The sequence below is a fragment of the Azospirillum fermentarium genome, assembly GCF_025961205.1.
Lineage (GTDB): Bacteria > Pseudomonadota > Alphaproteobacteria > Azospirillales > Azospirillaceae > Azospirillum > Azospirillum fermentarium.
The window spans coordinates 617,329-641,294 of sequence record NZ_JAOQNH010000002.1; the positions used below are offsets into that span (position 1 = coordinate 617,329).

Here is a 23,966-nt window from a genome sequence, read left to right on the forward strand (position 1 = left end):
GATTTCCCATGCCGCTGGCCCAACGCATCGTCTGCGTGTCGCAGGCCCGCATGACCTCCACCCGCCTGCCGGGCAAGGTGCTGATGCCGGTGGCGGGGCGCCCGCTGATCCGCTATCATCTGGAACGGCTGATGCGGGCCAAACGGCTGGACGGGCTGGTGCTGGCCACCACCACCAACGCCACCGACGATCCGCTGGCCGAAGCGGCGGTGCAGTTGGGCGTGCCGGTGTTCCGCGGCGACGAACACGACGTGCTGGGCCGCTTCGCCGGGGCCGCCGCTGCCGCGCGGGCCGACATCGTGGTGCGGGTCACCGGCGACTGTCCGCTGATCGACCCGGCGCTGGTGGACGACCTGATCGGCTGCTTCGTGCAGGGGGAGCCGCTGGATTACCTGTCCATCGACCCCACCCGCTACCCCCGCGGCCTGGATGCCGAGATCTTCACCCGCGCCGCCTTGGACGCCGCCGATGCCGAAGCCACCGAGGCGGCGGAGCGGGAGCACGTCACCCCCTTCATCTACCGCCACCCGGAGCGGTTCCGGCTGGGCACGCCGCTGGCCCCGAAACAGGCGGTGCCGCCGCACCGCTGGTGCGTGGACGAACTGTCGGATCTGGAGCTGGTGTCGCGCATCCTGACGGCGCTGGGGCCGCGGGTCTTGTCCGCCGGGTGGCAGGATGTTTGCAAAGTTCTCGACCTCAATCCCGGCTGGACGCTGATAAACCGTGACATTCGGCAACGTCTGGTGCATTGACCCCGGCTTTGAGGATCACGTTTTTCCCGCGGAGGGTAGCACCCATGAACACCACCGAATTCCTGCTGGCCCTGGACGAAATGCTGGAACTGGACCCCGGCACCCTGACCGGCGCCGAGGCTCTGGAGGATCTGGAGAACTGGGATTCCCTGGCCGTCATCAGCTTCATTGCACTGGTCGATGAAAAGCTGGGGCTGGTGGTCGAGGGGGAAAAGCTGGTGAAGGCCAAGACGGTCGCCGACCTGCTGACCCTTGCCGGCGTCGCCGTTCCCGCCTGAAGGCGCCGGGATATGGACACCGCTGCCGTGCGGGCGATGATCGCCGAGGAACTGGGCCGCATCGCCGCCGACAAGGGGGAAACCCTGCCCGCCCTGGAACCCGCCACGGTGTTCCTGGACGGCGGGCTGCCCATCGATTCCCTGGACCTTGCCACGCTGCTGGTGGTGCTGGAACAGCGCACGGGCCTCGACCCCTTCCGCGCCGGTTTCCGCCAGTTCAACACGGTGGAGGAACTGGCGGTCCTCTACGCCGCGGCGGCGGCATGACCGAGCCGCCCGTCTGGATCGATCCCGCCTTCCGCCTGACCGAATACGGAGAGACGCTGGGCTGGCCGCAGCTTGCCCGGCGGGCCGGGGCGCTGGAACAGGCGTTCCGCGGCGGGCACGGGCGGGCGGTCTGCGACGGCAACCGGGTGGCGACGGTGATCGCCGCCCTGGTGGCCGCCGAACGGGCGGGGGTGGAACTGGCGCTGCGCCGTCCGGGGGTGGAGATCCCCGCCGGTGTCCCGGCGGCGGACGGGTTTGCCGTGCTGCTGCCCACCAGCGGCACCACCGGCGCGCCCAAGCTGATCCGTCACGGGCTGGACCGGCTGCGCGGGCGGCTGCGCGGCACGGGCGACGGCGGTGCACGCTGGCTGCTGACCTATGAACCGGCGTCCTTTGCCGGGCTGCAGGTGATCCTGACCGCGCTGGCTGCGGGCGCGGAACTGGTGGCCGCACCGGGGGAGGGGGCCGCCGGGCTGGCCCGCGCCGCCTTGGCCGCACGGGTGACCCGCATCAGCGGCACCCCGTCGTTCTGGCGCGCCTTTCTGATGGCGGTGGGGCAGGCTGTGCCGCCCCTGGCGTCCATCACCCTGGGGGGGGAGGCGGCGGACCAGCCGCTCCTGGACCGGCTGGCGGCGGCATTCCCCGATGCGTCCCTGCGCCACGTCTACGCCTCCACCGAGGCGGGCAGTCTGTTCGCCGTCGCCGACGGGCGGGCGGGCTTTCCGGCGGCGTGGCTGGAGAGCGGCAGCGACGGGGTGCGGCTGCGCATCGTTGATGGAATCCTGCAGGTGGACAGCCCCCGCGCCATGCTGGGGAAGGGCGGGTGGATCGACACCGGCGACCGGGTGACGGTGGCGGGGGACCGGGTACTGTTCGCGGGCCGGGCCGACGGGCGGGTGAACGTGGGCGGCGTCAAGGTCTCGGCGGAAGAGGCGGAGGCGCTGATCCTCGCCGTTCCGCTGGTGGCCGACGCCCTGGTGACCGCGGTGCCCAACCCCATCACCGGCCACATCCTGACCGCGGCGGTGGTGCCGGTGGCCGGCGCCGATCCGGCGGCGGTGCGGGCCGGGGTGCGCGACGGGGTGGCGGGGCTGGTGCCGGCGGCCCGCCCGCGGGTGATCACGCTGGTGGACACCATCCCGCTCGACGCCACCGGCAAGAAACGGCGGAGGGTGGAGCCGTGAGCGCCAAGCGTCACGTCATCGTCACCGGCGGCAGCCGGGGCCTGGGTCTCGGGCTGGTGGAAGCGTTGCTGGCGGACGGCTACCGCGTGTCCACCTGCTCCCGCGGGGCGGCGCCGGAACTGGAGCGTCTGGCCGGGCCGGACCTGTTCTGGCAGACGGCGCGGGTGGGCGACGGGGACTCCGTGCGCGCCTTTCTGGACGCCGCCATCGCCTGGGCCGGGGATTCCCCCCTGTGGGGGCTGGTCAACAACGCCGGCATCGCCCGCGAAGGCGTGCTGGCCACATTCCCCGAGGTGGACGCGGATGAGGTCATCCAGGTCAATCTGACCGGCGCCATGCAGGCGTCGCGGGCCTTTCTGCGCGCCAAGCTGGTGCGGCGGGGGCCGGGGCGGATCGTCAACATCTCCTCCATCATCGGCCAGCGGGGCTATGTGGGGCTGGCAGCCTATTCGGCGTCGAAGGCCGGGCTGGACGGGCTGACCCGCGCCCTGGCGCGCGAGGTGGGGCGGCTGGCGGTGACGGTCAATTCCGTCGCCCCCGGCTATCTCGACACCGAGATGTCGGGCACGCTCCAGCCCGGCCAGCGCGACCAGATCGTGCGGCGCACGCCGCTGGGCCGGCTGGGGCGGGTGGACGACGTGGTGCCGGTGGTCCGGTTCCTGCTGGGGGACGGGGCCGCCTTCGTCACCGGCCAGACCATCACCGTGGACGGCGGGATCACCGTCTGAAAGACGGCGGGATCACCGTCTGAAAGACGGCAGGATCACCGTCTGACCGGCGGTTCAACAGGGGGGAGGGGGCCATGGTTGCCAGCGTGATCGACGGGGTGCGGATCGCGGGCCTCGTCTCCTGCCTGCCGGGCCGGCGGGAAACCCTGGACCATCTCTCCGCCCGCTTCGGGGAGGAGGCGGCCAAGCGCATCGGCAAGGCCACCGGCATCCACGCCCGCCATCTGGCGGGGCCGGGGGAATGCACCTCCGATCTGGCCGAGCACGCCGCCCGCACCCTGCTGGACCGGCTGGGGTGGGAGCCGGGCGGCGTGGATCTGCTGATCCTGGTCACCCAGACGCCCGACCATCCGCTGCCGGCATCGGGCCTGCTGCTGCACCGGCGGCTGGGGCTGGCGAAGTCGGCGGCGGTGTTCGACATGGGGCTGGGCTGCTCGGGCTATGTCTATGGCCTGTGGACGGCGGCGGCGCTGCTGAAGGCGGCGGGGGGGCGGCGGGCGCTGCTGCTGGCCGGCGACACCACGTCGCGCGTGCTCGACCCCGGCGACCGGGCGGTGGCGCCGCTGTTCGGGGATGCCGCCTCGGCCACCGCGCTGGAGGTGGACACGGATGCCCCGCCCATGGCCTTCACGCTGGGCAGCGACGGGGCCGGCGCCCCCTATCTCATCGTGCCCGGCGGCGGCATGCGCGCACCCGACGAACCGAAACATCTGTTCATGGACGGAACCCAGGTCTTCGCCTTCACCCTGCGCGAGGTGCCGGGCAGCCTGAAGGCGGTGCTGGATCTGGCCGGATGGTCCATGGCCGAAGTGGGGCGGGTGGTGCTGCATCAGGCCAACGCCCAGATGATCCGCCATCTGGGGCAGAAGATCGGCGCCCGTCCCGATCAGACCGTGGTGGCGCTGGACGGCCACGGCAACACCAGTTCCGCGTCCATTCCGCTGGCCATCACCGACACGCTGGGGAGCGCGCTGGCGGCGGGCCCCATGCGGCTCCTGCTGTCGGGGTTCGGGGTGGGCTGGTCGTGGGGGAGCGCCGCGGTTACCGCCGGCCCGCTGGAGGTCTGCGCCACAATGACTCTCGACAGCATTTCCGTATCGGCAGAAACTGCCGGCTGAGCGCGGCAGTTTTTGCCATCCCGGCAGATTTTGCCCAGCTCGCCCGGCAAAATTTGCCGGTCTGGTTTTGCCCGGTGCAGGGATTACCACGTTCGGAAGGCAGTTTTTGCACTGGTACGTTTTTTGCCTACCCTGTCTAGCGGGGAATTAGTCCCCAGCCGGCGCTGATAAGCGGCAGCCGGCTCCAGATGCTCCAAAGGAGAGACGATCATGGCAAGCTCACCCGTCACGCTCACGGCTTCGATGCGGACGAACCTGCTTCAGCTGCAATCTGTGAATGATCAGATTTCGAAGAAGCAGAACATCCTTTCCACCGGCAACAAGGTCAACTCGGCCCTCGACGGCCCGACCGCGTTCTTCTCGGCCAAGGGGCTGAGCCAGCGTGCCGGCGACCTGACCTCGCTGAAGGACAGCATGGGTCAGGCGGTCAGCACCATCAAGGCCGCCGACAAGGGCATCACGGCCATCAACGACATGCTCGATCAGGCCCGCGGTCTGACGACCGCCGCCTATGCCGCCCTGGGCACTGATGCGTCGTCGGTCTCGAGCCGTGCATCGCTTGCCAAGCAGTTCAACTCTCTGAAGGAACAGATCGACAAGCTGGCCGGCGACAGCGGCTATGCCGGCAAGAACCTGCTGGCCGGCAACGGCATGTCGCTGGACAGTACCAGCGCGTCGCGCGCCCAGGCCAATTCCATGATCGGCGTGGACAACTCCCGCGTCACCAACGTCACCGCCACCGACACCTACGCGGTGCGCGTGAAGGGGACGGGTGCCGTCACGGGTGCCTCGGGCGACATCAACTCCGCCGAACAGGCCCACGGCCTGACGAACCTGAACGTCAGCGGCACCATCAGCGGCACCAAGGGCAATTTCAGCGACGTCTCGATCGAAGTGCGCGGTGCCACGGGCCGCGAGCGCACCTTCATCGTGTCGGACGGCTCCGAATCCCGCACCATCTCCTACTTCGACAACAGCCAGACGGCGGCGGCCACCACCACCACGGCGGCCAAGACCGGCACGGCGCAGGTGACCAACGTCAACGTCGGCGGCACGATCGAAGAGGGCGACACCTTCTCCATCACGGTGGAAGGCCAGACCTTCAAGTATTCCGCCACCGCCGATGACGTGGCTCTGGGCCAGGACGGCCGCAAGAACGTCGCCACCAAGCTGATGCAGTCGATCAGCGCCGCCCTGGCCGGCAACGGCCGTCTGGTCGGCAACTCGGTCGATATCGCCAGCGTGTCGGTGGACAACAACGGCACCATCACCCTGACCGGCAAGACCGACGCCCTGGTGTCGCGCGACATGGCGGTCAGCGCCCAGGCCGAGAACGCGGCCACCAAGCGCATCTCCGAAAGCTTCGCGTCGGGCACGGTGGTGTCGTTCACCGTTGACCGCAAGCTGCTGGAAGCTGCCGCCAACTCCGGCAACGGCACCTCCACCATCGAAAAGAAGGTGGACCTGCAGGTGAGCGCCACCAATCTGGCCGGCAACACCATCACCCGCGACGGCATGGCCGCCCGCGGTGAAGGCAAGCTCGCCAACGGTGAAAACTCCTTCGCGTTCGACACCGGCACGGTCCGCATGGACCTTGACCAGAAGACGCTGAAGCAGGCCGCCGACGCCAGCCAGGCCGCCAACCTGGTGACGGTGCAGGTGACCGACTCCAACACCAAGAACGATCTGAGCGTTCAGCTCAACGAGACGAACACCAACTCGATCGCGGTGCAGAGTCAGAACATGTCCACCAGCGGCCAGGGGCTGCAGATGGACTATGCCCAGAACGGCTGGACCGACCGTTCGGACATCGACAAGGCGGTGGCCGGTCTGGATCACGCCACCGATTACGTGCGTTCCGCCTCGCAGAGCCTGTCCACAAACCTCAGCATCATCACGACACGCGAAAACTTCACCAAGGAGTTCAGCGATGTGCTGACGGAAGGGGCCAACAAGCTGACCCTGGCCGACCAGAACGAGGAAGGCGCTGGCTTGCTCATGCTGCAGACCCGTCAGCAGCTGGGCACCATCGCTCTCAGCCTCGCCAACCAGTCGCAGCAGTCGATCCTGCGTCTGTTCTAAGCCGGCCAGTTGGGATAGGATCTATCAGGCGGTATGGGCGGCGGTATCAACCGCCGCCCTTCGTCGTCTCAGAAAGGCCCGCCGGCCCGGCGTGGCCGCCCGGACCCTGCCCGCTACGGATCTTTTTCCATGCCCCTGAAGTTCGTTCTGCGTCCCAACGAAAAGGTCATTATCAACGGCGCCGTGATCGGGGCCGGGGACCGTCCGGGATCGTTCTACCTGTACAACACCGCCAATTTCCTGCGCGGGCGCGAGGTGTTGAAGGAAGAGCAGATCGACAGCATCGAAAAGAAGCTCTATTTCGTTATCCAGCTCGTCTACATCTTCCCCGAGGACGCGCATCTCAATCTGGCGCGCTTCGGCACCATTTGGGAAGAGACCCGCGCCGCCCGCCCCGATGCCGCCGACGACCTGGACGAGATCGCCCGGCTGGTGGAGGCGCGCAACTATTACCGTGCGTTGAAAATCTGCCGGAAGATGTTCTCGGCGGCCGGCGACGGCGATCCCAACGGGGGGGATGACGCCCCCGGCTCCCATCCGTGACCGTGCCGCCTGGGAACCATGCCCAGGACGTGCTGCTGCGGGCCGTGGAGCGCCACCGGGCCGGGGCGGTGGCGGAGGCCGCCTCCCTGTACGGCCGGGTTCTGGCGCTGGCGCCGGGTCATGGCGATGCCCTGCACCTGTCGGGCGTGGCGGAAACCGCTCTTGGCCGGTGGCCGCGGGCGGTCCGGCGGCTTCAGGCGGCGCTGATCCTCGATCCCGATTTCGCCGAGGCGTGGTCCAGCTTCGGCACCCTGTTCACCGCCATGGGGCAACCGGAGGTGGCGGTTCTCTGCCATGCCCGCGCCCTGTCCGTTGCCCCGGCGCTGCCGGCGGCGCTGGCCGGTCTGGCGGCGGCGGCGCGCGCCCTGGCGGTGGTCCGCCACGGGGCCGGCGCCGTGGACGGTGCGGCGGCGGCGCTGGCCGTGGCGCTGGCGGTGGACCCCGCCGACGCGGTGGCCTGGAACAATGTGGGCGGATTGGGGGAGGATGACGCGCCGTTCCGGCGTGCCGCCCTGTCCCGGCCCGATTACGCCCGTGCCCATCTGAACCGGGGCCGTGCCGCGGCGCGGGGCAAGTGGCTGGAGCAGGCCGTGTCCCTGCTGATGCGCGCGGTGGCGCTGGAACCGGAGGGGGCTGAGGCGTATGGGCCCCTGGCGCTGGCCTTGCGCGACGGCGACCGGCTGGATGCGGCGGAACGGGTGCTGCGGCACCTGTGCCGGCTGGCCCCCGAGGATGCCGCCGCGTGGGTGGACCGTGGCACGCTGGAACAGATGCGCGGCCGGGCCGGGGCGGCGGGCCGGCTGATGCGGGCCGGGCTGGCGTACGATCCCGCCTGCACCGACGGCCTGAGCGGGCTGGGCCTGCTGTGCTGCGCCGCCGGAGACGAGGGGGAGGGGGAACGCTGGCTGGAACGCGCCCTGACCCTCGCCCCCGAATTGGCCGACGCGCGGCTGAACCGCGGGCTGCTGCGGCTGGGGCGCGGGTGTCTTGCCGCCGGGTGGCGCGATTACGGCTGGCGTTTCCGCGCCAAGGGCCAGGGCCAGCGGCACCCCGTGGGGGCCGTGCCCTGGAACGGGCGTCCGCTGTCGGGACGCACGCTGCTGGTGTGGCGGGAACAGGGGCTGGGGGACGAGATTCTGTTCTCGTCCCTCTACGGCGCGCTGGAACGGCTGGGGGGGCCGGTGGTGGTGGAGGCCGACGCACGGCTGGCGCCGCTGCTGGCACGCTCCTTCCCCGCGCTGACGGTGCGGGCCGATAGCACCGACGCCCAAGGGGGGGAGACGCTGGCGCGGGCCGGCGCGCATGTCCATGTGGCCGCGGGCAGCCTGCCGCTGGTGCTGCGCCCGCGGCTGGATGCCTTTCCCATGGTGGGCGGCTGGTTGGTGGCGGATCCGGTCCGGCGGGAACGCTGGCGGGGGCGGCTGGCGGCCCTGGGGCCGGGGCTGCGGGTGGGGATCTGCTGGCGCAGCAGCCTGATGACCACCGAGCGGCGCCATGCCTACACCCGGCTTGAGGACTGGGGGCCGGTGCTGTCCCTGCCGGGAATCCGTTTCGTCAACCTGCAATACGATGACTGCGCCGCCGAAATCGCGGCGGCGGAGGCCCGTTTTGCCGTGCGCATCGACCGCTGGGCCGATCTCGACCTCCGCAACGACCTGGAAGAGGCGGCGGCACTGGTGGCGGAGTTGGATCTGGTCATCAGCCCGGCGACGGTGGCGGGGGAATTGGCCGGGGCGCTCGGCGTGCCGGTGTGGCGGCTGGGTCATCCCGACTGGACCCGGCTGGGCAGCGGCGTGCGCCCGTGGTTCCCCGGCATGCGTCTGTGGCCGCCGGGGCGGGGGCGGGTGCCGGGGGCGGTGCTGCCGCGGCTGGCGGTGGAACTGGCGGCCCTGGTGCCTTCCCGGCCCGTGGACGACGGTGCGTGGCGGGACGATCTGGCCCGCGCCGTCACCCTGTACCGCGGGGGGCGGCTGGACGAGGCGGAAAAACTCTGCCGCGCCATCCTTGCCGCCGGGCGGGGCCGGGGGGAGGCGCACCAGCTTCTGGCCGTGCTGCTGCGGCGCCGGGGCGACCATGCCGCGGCGGCGGAACAGTTCACCGCGGCCACCCGTGCCGATGCCGGCAACGCCGCCGCCTGGGCCGGGCTGGCGGGCGCGCTGGACGGCCTGAACCGCGCGGAGGCGGCGGAACGGGCCCAGCGGGCCGCCCTGACCGCCGATCCGGCCCTGGCCTCGTCGTGGCTGAACCTGTCGGTGCGGCTGGTCCGGCGCGGGGGGAGGGGGGCCGGTACGGCGGCGCTGCGGGCGGTGCGCCTGTCCCCCGGCCTGACGGCGGCGTGGGTGCAGGCGGGTAATGCTCTGGCCCCGCTGCGGGCGGATGCGGCGCTGCGGCGGGCGCTGGCGCTCGACCCGGCGTCGGCGGACGCGCTCAGCAATCTGGGCACCCGGTTGCGGAACGATGGGGATGTGACGGCGGCGCAGGCGGCGCTGTCCCGCGCGGTAGCGGTGCAACCGGGCATGGCGGCGGCCTGGACCAACCTCGGCACCGTGTGGGGCAGCCTGGGCCGGGCGGATCGGGCGGCGGAGTGCCATCGCCGCGCGCTCGACCTCTCCCCCGGTCTGGCGGAGGCTCAGGCCAACCTGGGCCTGATGCTCCAGCGCGAGGGACGGGTGGACGAGGCGGCGGCGGCCTTTGCCGCGGCGGTGGCGGCGGCCCCGGACTTTGCCCAGGCCCACCACAATCGTGCGCTGCTGTTGCTGGAACACGGGGCGCTGCGCCAGGGCTGGCAGGAGCACGAATGGCGCTTCGCCACGCCCCAGTTCGCCGGGCAGCAGCGCCGCCTGTCCGCCCGCCCGTGGCGGGGGGAGAACATCGCCGGCAAACGCATCCTGGTGTGGGGGGAACAGGGCATCGGCGACGAGATCCTGTTCTCCGCCGCCATTCCCGACCTGATGGCCCGCGCCGGCCATGTGGTGGTGGAATGTGAGCCGCGGCTGGTGCCGCTGTTCGCCCGCTCCTTCCCCGGCGCCACCGTGCGCCCGGCGGGCGGCGGGGCCCGCGATGTGGACGTGCAGAGCGCCGCCGGGTCTCTGCCCCGTTTTCTGCGCCCGGCGCTGGCCCGCTTTCCCGCCCGCGCCGGCTGGCTGGTGGCCGACACGGCGCGGGCACGGGCCATGGGGGCGTGGCTGGATGGTCTCGGCCCCGGACTGGCGGTGGGCTTATCCTGGCGCAGCGCCGCCATGGAGGGGGAGCGGCGGTGGAGCTATGTCTCCCTGGCCGCCCTGGCGCCCCTGTTCGCCGTGCCCGGCGTGGTGTTCGTGTCGGTCCAGTACGGCGACACCGCGGACGAGATCGCTGAGGTGCGGCGGCGGTTCGGCGTCACCATCCACCAAGCCCCCGGCCTGGACCTGAAGAACGACATCGACGGGGCGGCGGCGCTGACGGCGGGGCTGGATCTGGTGATCGCCCCGGCGGTGTCGGGGGCCGAGCTGGCGGGAGCGCTGGGGGTGCCGGTGTGGCGCTTCGGGCGGTCCGACTGGACGCAGTTGGGCAGCGGCGTGCGGCCCTGGTACCCGTCCATGCGGCTGTTCCAGCCGGCGCGGGGGGCGGACATGGCCTCCACCGCCGCTCCCATGGCCGCGGCCCTGCGGCAACTGGCCGAACCGCCGGAGGAGGATGCCGACACCCTGCTGGAACGGGCGGCGGCCCTGCATCAAGCCGGTGACCGGGCGGGTGCCGCCCCCCTCTACGCCCACGTGCTGCGGCGCCGGCCCGGCGATCCGGTGGCGCTGCACCTGTCGGGGCTGCTGGCCCTGCAAGAGGGCGACGCGGTGGCGGCGCTGCCGGCCATCGCCGCTGCGCTGAGGCTTGATCCCGGCTATGGTGCGGCATGGGCCAGTCTGGGCGGCGCGCGGCTGGCGGCGGGGGATGCCGCCGGGGCGGCCGCGGCGTTCGGCGCCGCGTTGGCTCTGCGTCCCGCCGACCCGGCGGTGCTGACCAACCGCGGCAACGCCCTGCTGTCCGCCCGCCGCGCGGGTGAGGCCGTTTCGGCGCACCGCCGGGCGCTGGTTCTGGCCCCGGGGCTGGTGGCCGCGCGCGACAATCTGGGGTGCGCCCTGCTGGCCGCGGGCGATGGCGAGGGGGCGGAGCGTGCCCATGCCCGCGCGGTGGCCGACGCCCCGGACTTCGCCGCCGCCCACGCCAACCGTGCCATTGCGCTGCGCCGTCTGGGCCGGGTGCCGGCGGCGGTGGACTCGCTGCACCGCGCCGTCGCGCTCGACCCCGCCCAGTCCGACGCCGCCGCCACCGCCGGGCGCCTGTTGCGGGAGGTGGGGGACGATCCGGCGGCGGAACGCTGGTGCGCCCGCGCCCTGGCCCTGGACCCCGGCCACGGCGGGGCGGCGTTCAACGCCGCGCTGCTGCGGCTGGCCCGCGGCGATCTGGCCGGCGGCTGGCCCGGCTATGACGCCCGCTGGGCCGACCCCGAGGCGGCGGGGCACGCCCGCCGCTTTTCCATCCCGCCGTGGACCGGCGAAGACCCCGCCGGACGTCGCATCCTGGTGTGGGAGGAGCAGGGGGTCGGCGATTCCCTGCTGTTCCTGTCCTGCCTGCCCGATCTGGCGGCGGTTGCCGGCGGCGTGGTGGTGGAGTGCGAGGAACGGCTGGTGCCGCTGCTGGCCCGGTCCTGTCCGGGGGTGACCGTGCGCACGCCCACCGCCGATCCCCGCGACGCGGACTGGCATGTCCCCGCCGGGTCGCTGGCCCGCTGGCTGCGCCCGTCGCTGGCCCGTTTTCCCGGCCGTGCCGGCTGGCTGGCCCCCGATCCCGGGCGGGCGGCGCTGTGGCGGCGGCGGGTGGCGGCGCTGGGGCCGGGGCTGGCGGTGGGTGTCGGCTGGCGCAGCGGGGTGATGACGGCGGAACGGCGTGGCAACTACCTGCCGCTGGCTGCCCTGGTGCCGCTGCTGTCTCTGCCGGGCGTGGTGCCGGTCAGCATCCAGTACGGGGACACGGAGGCGGAGATCGCCGATGTGGAGCGGCGTTTCGGCCTGATCATCCACCGCTGGCCCGATCTGGACCTGAAGAACGATCTGGACGGGGCGGCGGCGCTGACGGCGGCGCTGGATCTGGTGGTGTCGCCGGCCATGTCGGCGGGCGAACTGGCCGGCGCGCTGGGGGTGCCGGTGTGGCGCTTCGGGCGGCGCGGCGACTGGACCCGGCTGGGCACCGGGGCGCGCCCGTGGTTCCCGTCCATGCACCTGTTCACCACCCCGCCGGGGCAGGGGCTGTACGCCGTGCCGCCGGCCATGGTGGCGGCCCTGCGGCGGATGGCGGGGCCGTAAAGGCCGGGGCGCGGATCGCCTACACCGCCCCGTCGGTGATGGTGCCGGCGGTGATGCGGTCGCTGCGGATGCCGGTGTCCACCACCTTGACGCAGGTGACATAGCCGCGCAGCCGGCCGGGCGCGACGCTGGGGAACACGTCGCCGGCCAGCGTGTCCATGTCGGTGGCGGCGATTCGGTCCATCATGGCGGCGGAAAACAGGTAAACCCCGGCGTCGATGATGCCGGGACCGGGGGCGGGGGGAAGGAAGCCGCGCACCCGTCCGTCCGCGCCCACATCGACCCGGCGGAAGCGGCTGGCGTCCTCCACCTCCACGCACAGCAGGGTGGCATCGGCCTGGGCCAGCTTGTGGGCGGCGACGAAGGCGCGCAGGTCCATGTCGGCGAAGCGGTCGGCCTTGACCATCAGCACCGGGTCGGACCGCAGGTCGTGGCGGATGAAGCGCAGCGCACCGGCGGTGCCCATGGGCTGCGGTTCGATGTGGCAGAGGATTTCCAGGCGGTTGGCCGCATCCCCCTGGGCCAGCCACGCCGTCACCTGATCGGCGTGGTGTCCCAGCGCCAGGATCACGCGGCTGGCGCCGTACCGGGCCAGATGGGCCAGCAGATGGTGCAGGAACGCCCGCCCGGCCACCGGGGCCAGCAGGCGCGCGTCGGCATCACCCGTTGCGTTGCGGATGCGCGACCCCAGCCCACCGGCCAGCAACGCCACGTCGATCCCGGCCAAGGCCCGCTCAGGCTTCACTCGTCTTCCTTTCGCGGACCATCGGGCGGGCTGTCTCCTGCCGCTCAGACAAAAAGGTTGAACGAACCCATCAGCTTTTGCGTTCCGGTCTGGCCGGAGGGCATCGACTGCATGTTCGACAAGGCGTCGGTCATCCCGCTCAGCATCGCCTGCTGGGCGCCGGAGAGGGAGAACGGACTATCCCCCTTGGCCGGCTGCTTGGCAACCGTGTCGAAGTCCTGGCTGTAATTGCCCATGCTGAGCTGGAGCGCGTAGTTTTTCGGATCGGACGCTTTTTCGCCCTTCTCGCGGGTGACGCGCAAGGTGTAATCGCCGCGGTCCAGGGTCATTTCGCCCTTTTGCAGCTTGTCGAAGTTGTCGAACTTGTCGCCCGCGTCCTTGTTGCTGTCGGCGACGACCACGCCCAGCTTGCTCATAAGCTGCACGCGCACGCCGTCATCCCCCACCTTGCCCAGGGTGGGTTCGCCCTTGGTGGTGACGCGGAATTTGTAGAAATCGACGGGATCGTTGGGGGCCAGACTGCTGACAACGTTCAGGCGGGTGGTGTTCTTGGCCAGAACCCCGATGTCGGTGGCGAATCCAGGGGTATTGACCGTGGATTTCTTCACATCCTTACGGAATTCCTGAGCATTGGCCGTCGGCTCGCTGGCCTGGGCCTTTGCGCGGTCAACGGCGGCCTTGATGGACTTGTTCAAGTCCGAGACCATTTGGTTGACGCCTGCAAGTCCGTCGTCGGCCATGCTCGCTCTCCCGTTCTTCCCTGGGGGCAACCTTGCGTGGTGCCGTGGGTCCGTTCCGCCGGATTCAGTCTACACTAGGCCGGCCCGTTTAAGCGATTGTTAATAGCGGTGCGCCGGGCTGGTCCAAGAGTTTATGCAGGTCTTGTGCCATCGGTATCACCACGCTGTCCAGGGGGGCACCGGGGGGTGGGGTAAACAGCCGCATGGCCGGGTACCACGGGCGGCAGCCGCTGCCCAGGCGGGTCCAATCGGACGGGCCGAAACGCCAGACGGGCACCCCCAGCGCGCCCGCCAGTTCCCCCGCCGACATGGCCGGCGACACCACCAGATCCAGGGCTGCCATCAGGGCCGCGGTGTTTTCGAAATCGTCGGTCAGGTCAAGATCGTCCCAGCGGTGGATCTTTCTGCCGCTCAGCGCTTCCGCCGCGGCAATTTCTGCCGCCACCGGCCCGTATTGCAGGTTGACCGCAACCAAACCGGGCACCCGCAGCAGCGGCGCCAGGGCCGGGGCGGTGATGTAGGAGGATTGGCGCTGCGCCGTCATCACCTGGCTGCGCCAGCCGATCCCCACCTTCAGCCCCGGCCCCAGGGCGGCCAGCCGCCCCCGCCAGCGTTCCACGAGGCGGGAATCGGCGGTGATCCAGCCGCCGGCCCGCCCGTCGGGGAACCGGGTCAGCCGCCCCCGCATCAGCGCCGGCAGCGACCCGGCGGCAATCTGCACCGCCGCGTCGGGGGCGGCCGTTTCACGGCCATGGGCGCCGATGCGCTGTTCCCGCACCTCGGCCCAGGGGAAGGAGCGGGCGAACAGCCCGGTCAGCCGCGGATCGCATTCCAAAACCACCGTGCCGCCCATGTCCCGCAGGGGGGGATAGCAGGACGCGAACAGGATCTCGTCCCCCACCCCCTGTTCCCCCCATACCAGCAGCCGGCGCCCGGCCAGCGCGTCTCCGCGCCATCCGGGGGCGGCGATCCGGCGGCCGCGCTGCAGATGGGGGCTGGAGAAGCGATGCTCGAATCCGGCCCATCCTCCGGGCAGATCGCCGGTTTCCAGCCGGATCAGCCCCAAATTCCACGCCACCAGGGGAAAGCCGGGGGCCAGCCGTTCGGCCCGGCGCAGCAGCCGCGCCGCCGGCCCGGTGCGCCCCAGCGCCTTTTCCAGCGAAGCCAGGTTGTTCAGCGTGTCGGGCAGGGCCGGCTGAAGCGCCAGTGCCTGCCGGTACTGGCGGGCGGCCCCGGCCACGGCGCCGCGTTTTTCCAGCGCCACGCCCAGATTGACGTGCACCGCCGGGTTTGCCGGGTCCAGCCGCCCGGCGCGGCGGTGGCAGGCTTCCTGCTCCGTCCCCTCGGTCACCAGGCCGCGGTGGGTGTAGGCTTCGGCGAAGGCCGGGCGCAGCGCCAGGGCGCGGGCGAAGGAATCGCGCGCCGCCGCCGGGCGGCCCAGCGCCTGCTGGATCAGGCCGCGGTGGTTGAACGCCTCGGCGAAGGCGGGGTCGGCGGCCAGGGCCCGGTCGATGCTGGACAATGCCTCGTCCTGGTGTCCCGCCTGATGATAGAGCAGCCCCAGCAGGTTCAGCGCATCGCCGTGGCGGGAATCATGGGCCAGCGCCTCGCGGTAGGCCGATTCCGCCGCCGCCAGCCGGCCCGCCCGGTGATGGCCGATGGCCCGTTCCAGCGCCTCCTCCGCCGCCGCCCGCGCGTCGGGGGCGGGCGGGGCGGGCCGCCGTGCCGCCGGGACCGGCACCGGTGGCGCCAGCCGGGCCAGCGCCGCGGCCATGGGCGCGATCACCGCGTCCATCGGCGCGCCGTGCGGCGGACGGAACAGACGGGTTCCGGGACACCAGGGCCGCGTGCCGGTGCCGAGCTGGGTCCATTCCCGCGGGGCGAAGCGCCACACCGGCACCCCCAGCGCGGCGGCCAGATCCCCCGCCGCCATGGCCGGCGAGACCACCAGATCCAGCGCCGCGATCAGGGCGGCGGTGCCGTCGATGTCGTCGGTCAGGTCGTGGCCGTCCCAGCGGTGGATGGTGACCCCGGTGCGCGCCTCCACGCGGCGGATTTCGTCTTCCGTCTCTCCGTATTGCAGGGAAACCAGATGCACGCCCGGCACCGCGAACAGCGGCGCCCAGCGGTCCAGCGGGACATAGCAGGGCCGGTGGTCGGGGGTCAGCATGGCCGTGCGCCAACCGATCCCCACCGTCAGCCCCGGCCCGAGTGCGGCCAGCCGGTCCCGCCACGCCGCCACCCGCACCGGGTCGGGCGCCAGCCACGGGGCCGCCGGCACCGCCGCCAGATCCCGCCGCAGCAGGCCGGGCAGGGAGCCGGTGGGGCAGTGGGCCGCCATGTCCGCGGGCGGTGCGCGGTCCAATTCCGCCTCATCCACCACGGTGACGGCGGGGAAGGAGCGGGCGAACAGGGGCACCAGCCGCGGATCGGTGTAGAGCGTCACCGGCCCCCGGGCCCGTGCGGCGGCGTCGGCCAGGGTGGCGGCGAACAGCGTCTCCATCCCCACGCCCTGCTCGCGCCACAGCACCAGCCGGCCCGTATCCAGCGGCGTGCCGTCCCACCGGGGCGGCGGCAGGGGGCGGTCAACCGTCACGGCGCGGGCGGCGAACCGCCGCTCGTACCCCGCCAGCCCATGGGCCAGATCGCCGTTCATCAGCGCCAGCAGGGCCAGCCCGTGGGTCGCGGTCGCCAGATCGGGGTTGCGGCTCAGCGCCTCCTCATGGCAGGCCATGGCCTCGCCGTAACGGCCCTGGGCGGCCAGCGCGTTGCCGAGATTGTGATAGGATTCGGCGAAGTCCGGCGACAGGGCGATGGCCTGCCGGTGACAGTCCTCGGCGTGTTCGGGGTGGTTCAGCCGGCGCAGCACCCCGCCCAGATTGTTCAGGGACGGCACATGGCGCGGATCGCGCCGCAGCGCCTCGCGGTAGGCGATTTCCGCCTCTTCATAGGTTCCGTGCTGCTGGAGGGCGGCACCCAGATTGTACCACGACCGGGCGTCGGCGGGCCGCTGGCGCACCACCAGCCGGTGCTGGGCCACCGCCTCGTCGTGGCGCCCGACGGCGGCCAGGGCGTCGCCCAGATTGTTGTGCGCCTCCGCCATGTCGGGGTCCAGGGCGATGGCGCGGGTGAAGGCCTCCACCGCCGCGTCCGCCGCCCCCAGGGTGCGCAGCGCGTTGCCCATGTTGAACCACGCCTTGCCGTGGGCGGGGTTGAGCGCCAGCGTCTGGTGAAAGGCGGTGACCGCCGCCGGGGGATGGCCCCAGGCGTGGAGCGCGTTGGCGAAATTGAACCGCGCGCCCGTGTGGGCCGGGTCCAGCCGCAGGGCGCGGGCGTGGGCGTTGGCCGCGTCCTGATGCCGCCCCAGGGCGGCCAGCACGCTGCCGTGGGTGTCGTGGAAGGCGGCGAGCCGGCGGTTGGCGGCGATGGCCCGCTCCACCAGCGCCAGCGCCTCCGCCGCCCGTCCCGTTTGCAGCAGCACGATGCCCAGCAGGTGCAGCGCGTCGGCGTTGCGCGGCTCCGTCCGCACCACCATGCGGTACAGCGGCTCCGCCCGGTCCAGCCGCCCGGCCTGGTGATGGGCCAGCGCTTCGTGCAGCCGTCCGGCGGCGGGGGAGGGGCGGGTGGAGGGCATGGTGATCCGGAAGGGTGCGGGCGGAAGGTGCGGAATGCCCTGTCATTCTACGCCCACGGCGGTAAAATTGCTGCGTTTTCGCGCAACGCCGTTTCGCCGGACGTCTTCCATGACCGAGCCCTCCCTCCCCCGGCGCCCGTCCCGTCTGGCCCGCCCCTCCGCCGGGGGGGATGCCGGGCTCCTGAACGAACGCGCCATCCGCACCGCCGCGGCGGGGGATGCGGGCGGTGCCGCGTGCCTGCTGCGCGCGGCCCTGGCGTGCGATCCCACCCACGGGGAAGCCTGGACCAACCTGGGCAAGCTGCTCGCCGACGGGGGGGAGGGGGCCGCCGGGGCCGCCGGCCACGCCCGCGCCCTGCGGCTGGGGCTGTGGCATCCGCTGGTTCTGTTCAATCTGGGGGTGGCGCGGCGGCAGGCGGGAGACCGGGCGGGAGCGGCCACCGCCTTCCGCGCCGCCGCCGTGATGGCACCGGACCATGGCGACGCGCTCAACAGCCTGGGCAATCTGGCGGAGCCGCCGGGGGCGGCGGTGGCGCTCTATCTGCGGGCGCTGCGGGTGCAGCCGGGGCTGGGGATCGTGCACGGCAATCTGGCCGGCGCGCTCTACCGTCTGCATCAGTCGGGAGGAGCGGCGGAGGCCGCCCGCGCCGCGGCCCTGTGGCTGGCCGCCTTTCCCGATGATCCCACCGCCCGCCACATCGCGCCTGCGCTGATCCGCGGGGATGGGGGGGCGGCGGAGACCCGTGCCTCCGATGCTTATGTCCGCACCACCTTCGACCAGTTCGCGGACGCGTTCGAGGACACGCTGACCGCGCTTGGCTATTGCGCGCCCCAGCGGCTGGCCGAAGCCATGGCGGCGGAAGGTGTGGAGCCGGAATCCGGTCTGTCGGTGCTGGATGCCGGCTGCGGCACCGGGCTGTGCGCTCCCTTCCTGCGCCCCGCCGCCCTGTGGCTGGAGGGGGTGGACCTGTCGGGCGGCATGCTGGAGCAGGCGCGGGCGCGCGGCCTCTACGACCGGCTGACGGAGGCGGAACTGACGGCGTTCCTCACCCGCCACCCGGCCCGGTTCGACGTGATCCTGGCGGCGGACGTGCTGTGCTATTTCGGGGATCTGGCGGAGGTGCTGGCGGCGGCGCGGGCCGGCCTGCGCCCCGGCGGGTTGCTGGCCTTCACGGTGGAGCGGCTGGCCGACGGGCGGCCCTACCGCGTCAACCCCCATGGCCGCTACGCCCATGCCCCCGGTTACGTGGAGGCGGCGGTGGAGGGGGCCGGGCTGCGGCTGTCGGTCCTGCGCGGCGAGGTGTTGCGGCACGAGGGCGGGCAGCCGGTGGCCGGGCTGCTGGTCACCGCCCGGCACCGCTGAGCCGCCAGACCGCTGAGGCGTCAGCGGGATCCGTTACGGCACCCGTCAGGGCGCCACATCGGCCAGCAGCGCGTCGCAGGACAGGCCCGCCACCACCTCCTGCGCCACGCTGCCCAGGATGGCGCGCATCACCCCGTTGCGCCGGGCCGATCCCAGGGCCACCACATCGTACCGCCCCTGGCGGGCGGCCTGGACGATTTCGGCAACGGGGGCGCCGATGCGCACCTCGCAGGTCACGGCATCGGGCGGGATGCCGTCCAGCAGGGCCGCGAACTCGTCGGCGAAGGCGCCGGTCAGGGCATCGCCCTCCGCCGTGGGCCGTGCGGCGGACGGCAGGTCGAGCACATGCAGCAGATGCAACGCCCCATCGGGCAGCAGCCGCCGCGCCGCCGCCACCGCCGCCCGCGACCGGGGGGAGAAATCCACCGGCACCAGCGCACAGGTGTAGGGGGCGAGCGGCTTGTCCCACACCGCCAGCACCGGCGTGCCGTCGGACACCGCGATCCGCTCCACCGTGGCGGGCAGGAACAGGCCGGTCATGCGGTTGCGGGCGTGGCCGCCCACCACCACCAGATCCGGTTGCCACAGCCCGGCATACCCCGCCACCTGCGGCCCCACCGCCCCGCCGCGCACCGCCACCACCCGCAGCGTCAGCCCGGCGGCACCGGGCACGGCCAGCAGCAGGCGCTGCAACTCCGCCTCGATATGGTGGAGGGGAAGGTGGGCATAGGGGCTGCTTTCCTCCTGCACGATGTGCAGGGCGGTCAGTTCGGCCCCGGCCTGGCCGGCAAGGGCGACCGCCCGCTCCATGGCCCGGTCCGATTTCGGCTCCAGGTCGGTGGCCAGCAGGATCCGTCCCAGACGGGTTTGCCGAAGGTCGGCCATATCGGTCGCTCCCTTGCCCTTTTTTCCTTCATGCTAAGATCGTGACCGGGGGCGGGGCCTGTCCATGCCGGGTACTACGGACCCTCTATCCGTATGAATACGGAAAACGGCGGGGAGCGGCTGGCGGGGTGGGGGGAGTGCGCTATGATCGGGCCGTTTTTCGTGGGGCGGGGGACTATGCCGGCGCTTTTCCGCAGCCGCTGGGCGTTCGCCGCGGCCTATCTGGCCGCCCATGTGACGCTGGACTGGGTCAGCTTCATTCACGAGGTGCCGCCTCTCAACATCACCCCCTGGAACCCTCCGGCGGGGCTGATGGTCGGCGTGCTGGCGGTTTTCGGGTTGCGGGTGGTGCCGCTGGTGTGGCTGGGGCTGATGCTGGCCGACATCGCGGTGCGCGGGCTGCCGGTGGCGCTGTGGGCGACGGGTCTGGCCAACAGCATCGTTGCCATCGGCTATGGCGCGGCGGTGCGCCTGCTCATCACGCGGATGGAATTCGACCCCCGACTGCGGCGGATGCACGACATCGTGCTGCTGTTGACCGGCGGGGCGGGGGCGGCGCTGGCGGTGGGGACGGGCTACATCGCCGTTCACACCCTGCTGGGCCTGTTCCCCTGGTCCTCCCTCCCTGAGGTGCTGATGCGTTTCTGGGTGGGGGAGGTGATCGGCATCGCCGTGCTGACGCCGCTGGTGCTGGTGTGGCTGAACAGTCCCCTGCGCCGGCTGTCGCGGGCCGAAGCGACGGAGGTGGGCGGGCAGGGGGTGATCATCGCCTTCACCCTGTGGCTGGATTTCGGCCCCCTGGCGTCGGAACGGTACGAGTATTTCTACCTGCTGTTCCTGCCGTCGCTGGCGGTGGCGGTGCGCCACGGGCTGGGCGGGGCGGTGTGGGCGTCGGCGGCGACCCAGACGGGGCTGATCGCCGCCATCCTGCTCACCGGGGTGGAAACGGCGCGCATGACCCATTTCCAGCTCCTGATGCTGACGCTGGCGGTGACCACGCTGCTGCTGGGGGCGGTGGTCAGCGAACGCCGCCGGGTGGAGGCCGCCATCCGCGAGCGCCAGTCCGATCTGGCCCATGCCGCCCGCCTCACCGAAGCGGGGGAGATGGCCGCCGCCCTGGCCCACGAGTTGAACCAGCCGCTGGCCGCCGCCATGAGCTATGCCCGTGCCGCCCGCAAGATCGCGGTGATGGAGGCAGCCTCCCCCCGCCTGACCGAGATCCTCGACAAGACGGTGGCGCAGGCGGAACGGGCCGACCGGGTGATCCGCAGCCTGCGCGATTTCGTGCGCAAGGGCGGGCGCGGGCATGCCGCCCTGCCGGTGGCCGGGCTGGTCGCCGACTGTCTGGCTCTGGCCGCCCCGCTGTCGGGCCAGCACGGCGTGCCGATCCTGGCCGAGGTGGCGCCCGGCCTGCCGCCGGTGCGCGGCGATGCGGTCCAGCTTCAGCTCGTCATCCTCAATCTGGTGCGCAACGCGGCGGAGGCCATGGACGGCGCCGCGTCCAACGCTCATACTGACGATCCCCGGCGGCGGCGCATCGTGGTGTTCGCCCAGCCGGCGGACGAACCGGGGTTCGTCGCCCTGGGCGTGCGCGACAGCGGCCCCGGCCTGTCGGGGGTGGTGGAGCGGAACCTGTTCGCCCCCTTCATCACCACCAAGGCCACCGGCATGGGCCTGGGCCTGTCCATCGCGCGCAGCATCGTGGAGGGGCACGGCGGCACCCTGGCCGCCCGGCGCCTTCCCCACGGGGAAACCGTGTTCCGCTTCACCCTGCCCGTTTACGGGGGCGAGACCCATGACGCCTGACATCCCGCCCGGCACCCCCGTCACCTTCGTCGTGGACGATGACGAGGCGGTGCGCGATGCGCTGGCGCTGCACCTGGACCTTGCCGGTCTGGTTGTCCGCCCGTGCGCCTCGGCGGCCGACTTCCTGGCCGCCGCCGATCCGGCCCAGCCGGGCTGCGCGGTGATCGACATCCGCATGCCGGGGATGGACGGGCTGGAGCTGCAGCAGGAGATGTCCCGCCGCGGCCTGACCCTGCCGGTCATCATCATCACCGGCCACGGCGACGTGCCCGCCGCCGTGCGCGCGTTCCGCGCCGGGGCGGTGGATTTCCTGCAAAAGCCGTTCGACGAGGATCTGCTGATCGAACGGGTGAAAGAGGCGCACGCCCGTGACGGCGCCGCCCGCCGCGCCAACGGCGAGGCCGCGGAGCTGCGCCGGCGCCTGGAGCTTCTCAGCCCGCGGGAGCGGGAGGTGATGGATCTGGTGGCGCAGGGACTGCCCAACAAGCTGATCGCCCGTCAGCTCGACATCGGCATCCGCACGGTGGAAACCCACCGGGCGCGGGTGCTGGAGAAGATGGGCGCGCGCAACGCCTCGGAACTGGCCCGCATGCAGATGACGATCGACGCTCCGTAATCACCGCTATTTCGCGGTGCAACCGGATCACCCACGTTTATGGGGCCGGGTGGTCCGTTGCGGCGGCCCGGTTCCCCACACGCCAGAGACGAAGGGACGACGCCGCGGCATGATTCACGCTACCCCCCTGATTTCCACCATCGTGGCCGGCATCGGCCTTGCCTTCCTGTTCGGCACGCTGGCCGCGTGGCTGCGGTTCCCGCCGCTGGTGGGGTATCTGATCGCGGGCATCGTGGTCGGGCCGCACACACCGGGCTTCGTCGCCGACCCGGCCCTGGCGTCGGAACTGGCGGAACTGGGCGTCATCCTGCTGATGTTCGGGGTGGGGCTGCATTTCTCGTTGAAGGATCTTCTGTCGGTCAGTTCCATCGCCATTCCCGGCGCCATCGTGCAGATCGGTGCCGCGACGGCGCTGGGGCTGGGGCTGGCGGTGCTTTTGGGCTGGAGCGTGCCGGCGGGCATGGTGTTCGGCCTGGCGCTGTCGGTGGCGAGCACCGTGGTGCTGCTGAAGGCGCTGCAGGAACGGCGGGAGATCAACACCCGCCGCGGCCAGATCGCCGTGGGCTGGCTGATCGTCGAGGATCTGGCGATGGTGCTGGCGCTGGTGCTGCTGCCGGCGCTGGCCAGCGCCATCAACGGCCCCGGTGCGGCGGGGGTCGTTGGCGGCCACGACTGGATCGCCGAGCGCTTCGACCTGGGGCTGACCGGCACGCTGCTGCTGACGTTCGCCAAGGTGGCGGCCTTCGTCGCGTTCATGCTGGTGGTGGGGCGGCGGGTGATCCCGTGGATGCTGCACATCGTCGCCCACATGGGCTCGCGCGAGATGTTCCGGCTGGCGGTGCTGGCCATCGCGCTGACGGTGGCGTTCGGGGCGGCCAAGCTGTTCGGGGTGTCGCTGGCGCTGGGGGCGTTCTTTGCCGGCATGGTGCTCAGCGAATCCGAACTCAGCCATCAGGCCGCCCAGGAATCGCTGCCCTTGCGCGATGCGTTCGCGGTGCTGTTCTTCGTGTCGGTGGGCATGCTGTTCGACCCGTCCATCCTGTGGCGGGAGCCGCTGCCGCTGCTGGGCGTGCTGTTCATCATCCTGATCGGCAAGTCGCTGGCGGCGTTCCTCATCGTGCTGGCCTTCGGCCATCCCCTGCGCACGGCGCTGACCATTTCGGCCAGTCTGGCGCAGATCGGTGAATTTTCCTTCATCCTGGCCGAATTGGGGGTGAAGCTGGACCTGATGCCGGAAAGCGCCCAGTCCTTCATCCTGGCCGGCGCCATTCTGTCGATCCTGATGAATCCGGTGATGTTCGCGCTGGTGGATTGGGTGCTGCGGCGCACGGCCCAGCCGGTCCCCGCCGCCGTGCCCGCAGCTCCCGAGCCGGCGCCGGAACTGCTCCACACCACCGCCCTGGAAAACCATGCGGTCCTGGCCGGCTACGGCCGGGTGGGTGCTCTGGTGGGGCAGGAACTGCGCGACCGCGGCGTGCCGCTGGTGGTGATCGAGGACGCCGACAAGCCGGTGGCCCAACTGACCGAAGGCGGGATGGAGGTCGTCGTCGGCAACGCCGCGAAACCGGAGGTGCTGAAGGCCGCCAATGTGGTGCACGCCCGCTTCCTGATCCTGGCGATCCCCAACGCGTTCGAAGCCGGGCAGGTGGTGCAGCAGGCCCGCACCGCCAACCCGTCCCTGCGCATCATCGCCCGCGCGCATGCGGACGTGGAGGTGGAGCACCTGACCGCGCTGGGCGCCGACGTGGTGATCATGGGCGAGCGGGAAATCGCCCACGGCATCACCGAAAGCCTGTTCGCCACCCCCCCCGCCGCACCCGCGGCGGCGGAGGAACGGGCGCTCCCGGCGCCGGAGGAACGCAAGCCGGAAGCCCCCGCCGCCTGAT

The 23,966-nt window shown here is 72.0% G+C and carries 17 protein-coding genes; 13 read left to right on the forward strand and 4 right to left on the reverse strand.

The window, feature by feature from the left end:
* The first annotated feature begins 8 nt into the window (after window positions 1-8).
* The 9 genes from M2352_RS17605 to M2352_RS17645 all read left to right on the forward strand — a co-directional run bounded on the left by M2352_RS17605 (window position 9) and on the right by M2352_RS17645 (window position 12,291).
* Window positions 9-752 carry a glycosyltransferase family protein gene (locus tag M2352_RS17605; protein ID WP_264665807.1) on the forward strand — a complete coding sequence of 248 codons (744 nt, stop codon included), beginning with the start codon at window positions 9-11 and terminating at the stop codon, window positions 750-752.
* 44 nt (window positions 753-796) lie between these two features.
* Entirely contained in the window at window positions 797-1,030 is a 234-nt protein-coding gene (locus M2352_RS17610; protein WP_264665808.1) for a phosphopantetheine-binding protein, read from the forward strand.
* A gap of 12 nt (window positions 1,031-1,042) precedes the next feature.
* Entirely contained in the window at window positions 1,043-1,297 is a 255-nt protein-coding gene (locus M2352_RS17615; RefSeq protein ID WP_264665809.1) for a phosphopantetheine-binding protein, read from the forward strand.
* Window positions 1,294-2,481, forward strand: a complete 1,188-nt coding sequence (locus tag M2352_RS17620; protein ID WP_264665810.1) for an AMP-binding protein — start codon at window positions 1,294-1,296, stop codon at window positions 2,479-2,481. Before M2352_RS17615 ends, M2352_RS17620 begins: the two co-directional genes overlap by 4 nt.
* Window positions 2,478-3,209: an SDR family NAD(P)-dependent oxidoreductase gene (locus M2352_RS17625; protein WP_264665811.1), complete on the forward strand. Its 732-nt coding sequence runs from the start codon at window positions 2,478-2,480 to the stop codon at window positions 3,207-3,209. Before M2352_RS17620 ends, M2352_RS17625 begins: the two co-directional genes overlap by 4 nt.
* Before the next feature lie 74 nt (window positions 3,210-3,283).
* On the forward strand, window positions 3,284-4,327 hold the full coding sequence (locus M2352_RS17630; protein ID WP_264665812.1) for a ketoacyl-ACP synthase III: 1,044 nt from the start codon (window positions 3,284-3,286) through the stop codon (window positions 4,325-4,327).
* Window positions 4,328-4,537: 210 nt separating this feature from the next.
* The gene (locus M2352_RS17635) at window positions 4,538-6,409 is read left to right on the forward strand and encodes a flagellin N-terminal helical domain-containing protein (protein WP_264665813.1); all 1,872 of its coding nucleotides are present in this window, start codon (window positions 4,538-4,540) and stop codon (window positions 6,407-6,409) included.
* A 129-nt stretch (window positions 6,410-6,538) separates the two neighbouring features.
* On the forward strand, window positions 6,539-6,952 hold the full coding sequence (locus M2352_RS17640; RefSeq protein WP_264665814.1) for a flagellar biosynthesis repressor FlbT: 414 nt from the start codon (window positions 6,539-6,541) through the stop codon (window positions 6,950-6,952).
* Entirely contained in the window at window positions 6,949-12,291 is a 5,343-nt protein-coding gene (locus M2352_RS17645) for a tetratricopeptide repeat protein (protein ID WP_264665815.1), read from the forward strand. The genes M2352_RS17640 and M2352_RS17645 overlap by 4 nt, the downstream gene beginning before the upstream one ends.
* 19 nt (window positions 12,292-12,310) lie before the next feature.
* On the opposite strand, the gene M2352_RS17650 is transcribed toward M2352_RS17645, so the two are convergent.
* The 3 genes from M2352_RS17650 to M2352_RS17660 all read right to left on the reverse strand — a co-directional run bounded on the left by M2352_RS17650 (window position 12,311) and on the right by M2352_RS17660 (window position 17,410).
* Window positions 12,311-13,036: a sugar phosphate nucleotidyltransferase gene (locus M2352_RS17650; RefSeq protein ID WP_264665816.1), complete on the reverse strand. Its 726-nt coding sequence runs from the start codon at window positions 13,034-13,036 to the stop codon at window positions 12,311-12,313.
* A gap of 44 nt (window positions 13,037-13,080) precedes the next feature.
* Complete coding sequence (locus M2352_RS17655) at window positions 13,081-13,776, reverse strand: hypothetical protein (RefSeq protein WP_264665817.1); 696 nt, start codon at window positions 13,774-13,776, stop codon at window positions 13,081-13,083.
* An 88-nt stretch (window positions 13,777-13,864) separates the two neighbouring features.
* Complete coding sequence (locus M2352_RS17660; RefSeq protein WP_264665818.1) at window positions 13,865-17,410, reverse strand: tetratricopeptide repeat protein; 3,546 nt, start codon at window positions 17,408-17,410, stop codon at window positions 13,865-13,867.
* A gap of 109 nt (window positions 17,411-17,519) precedes the next feature.
* Here M2352_RS17660 and M2352_RS17665 point away from each other — a divergent pair, with 109 nt between their 5' ends.
* Window positions 17,520-18,773 carry a class I SAM-dependent DNA methyltransferase gene (locus tag M2352_RS17665; RefSeq protein ID WP_264665819.1) on the forward strand — a complete coding sequence of 418 codons (1,254 nt, stop codon included), beginning with the start codon at window positions 17,520-17,522 and terminating at the stop codon, window positions 18,771-18,773.
* Window positions 18,774-18,818: 45 nt separating this feature from the next.
* On the opposite strand, the gene M2352_RS17670 is transcribed toward M2352_RS17665, so the two are convergent.
* Window positions 18,819-19,658, reverse strand: coding sequence for a universal stress protein (locus M2352_RS17670; RefSeq protein ID WP_264665820.1), 840 nt, complete (start codon window positions 19,656-19,658; stop codon window positions 18,819-18,821).
* Between the two features lie 144 nt (window positions 19,659-19,802).
* Here M2352_RS17670 and M2352_RS17675 point away from each other — a divergent pair, with 144 nt between their 5' ends.
* The 3 genes from M2352_RS17675 (at window position 19,803) to ybaL (ending at window position 23,965) form a co-directional block, all read left to right on the forward strand.
* The gene (locus tag M2352_RS17675; protein WP_264665821.1) at window positions 19,803-21,464 is read left to right on the forward strand and encodes an MASE1 domain-containing protein; all 1,662 of its coding nucleotides are present in this window, start codon (window positions 19,803-19,805) and stop codon (window positions 21,462-21,464) included.
* Window positions 21,454-22,080 carry a response regulator transcription factor gene (locus M2352_RS17680; RefSeq protein WP_264665822.1) on the forward strand — a complete coding sequence of 209 codons (627 nt, stop codon included), beginning with the start codon at window positions 21,454-21,456 and terminating at the stop codon, window positions 22,078-22,080. Before M2352_RS17675 ends, M2352_RS17680 begins: the two co-directional genes overlap by 11 nt.
* 109 nt (window positions 22,081-22,189) lie before the next feature.
* The gene (ybaL, locus tag M2352_RS17685) at window positions 22,190-23,965 is read left to right on the forward strand and encodes a YbaL family putative K(+) efflux transporter (protein WP_264665823.1); all 1,776 of its coding nucleotides are present in this window, start codon (window positions 22,190-22,192) and stop codon (window positions 23,963-23,965) included.
* The last annotated feature ends 1 nt before the right edge of the window (window position 23,966 follow it).